3 protein-coding genes are annotated in these 3,487 nt (G+C 46.0%); all 3 read right to left on the bottom strand.

Annotation, left to right across the window (positions count from 1 at the left end; translation table 11 throughout):
• Window positions 1-200: 200 nt before the first annotated feature.
• Window positions 201-1,616 carry a transposase family protein gene (locus KO464_05305; protein ID MCC7572787.1) on the bottom strand — a complete coding sequence of 472 codons (1,416 nt, stop codon included), beginning with the start codon at window positions 1,614-1,616 and terminating at the stop codon, window positions 201-203.
• 2 nt (window positions 1,617-1,618) lie between these two features.
• Window positions 1,619-2,530: a DUF4338 domain-containing protein gene (locus KO464_05300; protein MCC7572786.1), complete on the bottom strand. Its 912-nt coding sequence runs from the start codon at window positions 2,528-2,530 to the stop codon at window positions 1,619-1,621.
• Between the two features lie 252 nt (window positions 2,531-2,782).
• A partial coding sequence (locus KO464_05295) for a ribonuclease E/G (GenBank protein ID MCC7572785.1) occupies window positions 2,783-3,487 on the bottom strand: 705 nt, incomplete at its 5' end.

The following is a 3,487-nucleotide window of genomic DNA, read 5'->3' as shown; positions in this document are numbered from 1 at the left end:
CAGTGCTGAAGCATGAACCAATTTAAAAAAATAGGGCTTACGAAATAGGCAACCATTTAGCACAATAGATGAAGAGGTATTAATTCTTGAACTTAACGCATCATTCAGATTATAGCTAGATCCTATAAAACTGCAATTAATGACATAGCAAAATAAACCAACATTAGAGGTCTTTTATAATAGATAATTGTAATTTAACCTTACTGGATAATCAGGTTTAACCTTGGAGACCGAGTACAGAAAGTCTTTAACTTGGCAGGATCAATCCATTGGTTGATCCAACTTTTCCGGAGGAATCTCAGTGTTCCCCGAATGCCTAATTCCCGCACTTTATCTATTAATACCTCCGTATGTAAGGCCAATATATTTATCAGATGCCCCAAATGCATTATCAGATGCCAATTTTTCATCGCTGTCCAGTTCAAAGAGAAGGCATGCTCATACTGATAACCATGATGCTTTTCAATTAGGATGTTTTCCTCAATGTTCCACCTTTGGCGGGCCATGCGATTGCAGCGGATGACTATATTTTGTTTAGTTAATGGCTGCGAAGATACCCACGTCCAGTGGCTTTCCCGGTTCTTCCCATTTTCTTCCCAGGATTCCGTACATCCAGCAACGTGTAGCTTTAGTCGACGCCGGGAATTGTTTTCCTGAAAGTCATAGTCAATATGGTTAACCCACCAAAATACTTGCTCCCGGTTACCCCAACAGTAAGTCCTGGTCTGATCTTTCTCCAGCTTTTTAAGGCCTTCTACTTCATCCCAAACACTACGTAAACAGTCCTGTGGGAGCACAATCATAAAGTCTAAACGCAATTGACGACAAAGTGCCATTATTGGCCCGTTAGGATATAGACCATCAACTACTACCATCAGGCGTAACTTGGGAAATACTTTGCGCATACGTATAAGCAATCGCTTGCAAGCCTTTAGTTCGCAGTCTTGCTTGATTAATGCTTCTCCCCCGCTGGAATTCTCGCAGAATTCCGTAAGAAAGGGTATGGCCATTCCTTGAGGATTAACTATCACAGCTTCTAAAGCATAAGCGGCATAAGACTCGTTATCCCCGTATCGCTTATGTAGGGCTTCGTCGGCCCATTGCCACCTGCGGGCTAATTTTTGGGTACCATCGATGGCTACTACATACTGCTTATTAACCAGAAATCCCCGGAGTTTGCCGTTGCGCAAAAGACGCTTAATCGTCTGTAACAGTATTTCTTCCAGATGGGCTGGGTCAGTTTTCTCCAGAAATCGATTAACGGTATCCATATGGGGGATACTTTCGATCTCTGGAAATACTGCTTGAAGCAATTCCCAAAAGCTGGGGTGTGTCAGTTCCCGATTAGCTTCCCTTCGGGAGGCATATTCAAACACAAACAAAAATAGAGCGAAGGTCATAAGCACTACCGATTTATGTCGAATGCTTCCGGGGCGCCTGAGATCCGGTAGTTGAGCAAATTTCTTCATTAATTGTGGTAGCTGAGATCGCCATACCAATAGTTGCCTTTCTAATACGATTTGACGGCCTTCCTGCTCTTCTTTGCTGCTTTTGTAAATGCTTTTTCGATTAGGAAGAGTCGCCGGGTGGATGGATTCTGGATTGCGTTGACTCATGCCTAATCCTCCCATCCGCCCTGATCTTCTTTGGACTCTGGGAATGGTTCTACAAGTAATTGACGCCAATTACGCATCAACGGATACATCCAAATTGTTTTAACGGTGGCTTCATATTTCATGTGGGCATCCTGTCGCCCTCTGCCGGCAGTTTTACCTATTTCAATCCAATTAGCCGCCCGATAACACGTTCCCATGTATTCGGCCTCTATAAATGTTTCTAGAAGTACCGGTTCGTATCCATATTGCACTTGCCAATCTGCCCGAATCCGACGGGCTGCCAAAGCGAGGACATGGCTGGCTAAATTCGGAATATGCACCTGGGGCAGGATGAGAAACCGATTGTTGTTGACGATTCTTGGGCGGTATCGCTTCTGCTCCTCAGCATCCCAGCCTATCCATTTTTCCCGGGCAGCCAAGGCTTTGGCGGCTGCCCCAAACAGCATCGCCCCCACAATCTCTCTCTTGTTTGTGTTTTGTACTCTAATCCAATATTTTTGATGTGCTCCAACTGAACGAAGGTGCCCTAATGGGTGATAGGTAGCCATAGTGGCATTCCAATCTGCTCTTTCTTTAATGGTTACCGGTTCTACTGTTACGGGGAAAACATCATGTAACCCAGCCTGGCATTGTGTTTGTATGGCTGTTCCCATTCGTTCTCCGCCAACCTTCCGAACTTTGCTTTCATTTTTCGGAGGCAAGGTGATTACGCCCTTATGTTCAAATTCGAGTAGTAACTTTCTGCAAGCTTCTAGCTTCAACCGGCCGTTTGGTGATTTCCACGGTAAATTCTCACATAAGGTCGCTGCGATTTCCTCCCGGCTGAAACGGGAAAAACGTTGCACCGTGATTTTGATTAATTCCACATCAGATTGAGTAAACTGACGGTCACCAATCAGGAAAGGCACGTCCATTTAAGATCCACCTCTTTATTCTTTCTCAAGGTTATCATCTCATAATGGCTTACGCCTGTCCAGTGTTATTTGCGATGAAGTATTTTTCAGAATGGTCTATTTCCCAAGTGGTTCAAGCCCCTAGAAATTCGTGCTTCAGCACTGTCACCCAACAGGCGTCCGCGGGCATAAGTCCTAAAAACTCGCTGGATTTCTACCCGAATCACTCCACCCGCAGCTGTTTTATCCTCTTCAATGTCCATTACGTAGCCGTTAAATTTGAGCCTCTCCAAGTAAGCGTCCGCGGGCGTAAGTCCTAAAAACCCGCTGGATTTCCACCCGAACCACTTCACCAACAGCCACGCCAGCCCCTTCAATGTCCAACACATAGCCGTTCAAGCGGGCTATACCATCGTAACCGTTGACAATATGCGGCTCTTCGATCCGCACGTTTAAAATCTGTCCCACCTTCACCGGCATCGCCAAGTCCTCGATTTCCTCCTGGCCGTAAAGACTCTTGATCTGCACGTGTTCCAGGTGCAGATCATCCCGACCTTTGATAATAAACTGCTTTTCCGCTTGTTCCTCCAATTGTCGCAGATGACTGCCGCCGGCGCCGATCAGCATGGAAGCCACACTGGGATGAGCTTCCAATAAAAATGCCGGGGCATCGCTTTTGACCGCCAAGGACATTAACTGCTTTTGGGCCCGGATGCTGATCGTCTCTTCGGAGAGCACTTTTCCTTTCCCTTCACAATAGGGACACGCTCTTTGCAGTAAGCTGTCGAGGCCCTGCTGCACCTTTTTGCGGGTCATTTCCACCAGGCCTAATTGGGTCAGACCTAAGATTTTGGCCCGGGTTCGATCTTTTTTCAGTTCCTCTTCGAGAAGCGACAACACTTTGGATTGGTCTTGCGCACTGTCCATATCAATAAAATCAATAATAATAATGCCGCCAATATTACGGAGCCGCAGCTG

It is taken from the genome of Methanofastidiosum sp., assembly GCA_020854815.1.
In the GTDB taxonomy this organism is placed as follows: Archaea; Methanobacteriota_B; Thermococci; order Methanofastidiosales; family Methanofastidiosaceae; genus Methanofastidiosum.
Note: the sequence above shows the minus strand (reverse complement) of the source record. Positions and strands in the feature narration are given on the sequence as shown.

Excerpts from the sequence above, each read along its gene's own strand:
- KO464_05300 (MCC7572786.1), bottom strand. The coding sequence starts at position 2,530 with ATGGACGTGCCTTTCCTGATTGGTGACCGTCAGTTTACTCAATCTGAT.
- KO464_05305 (MCC7572787.1), bottom strand. The coding sequence starts at position 1,616 with ATGAGTCAACGCAATCCAGAATCCATCCACCCGGCGACTCTTCCTAAT.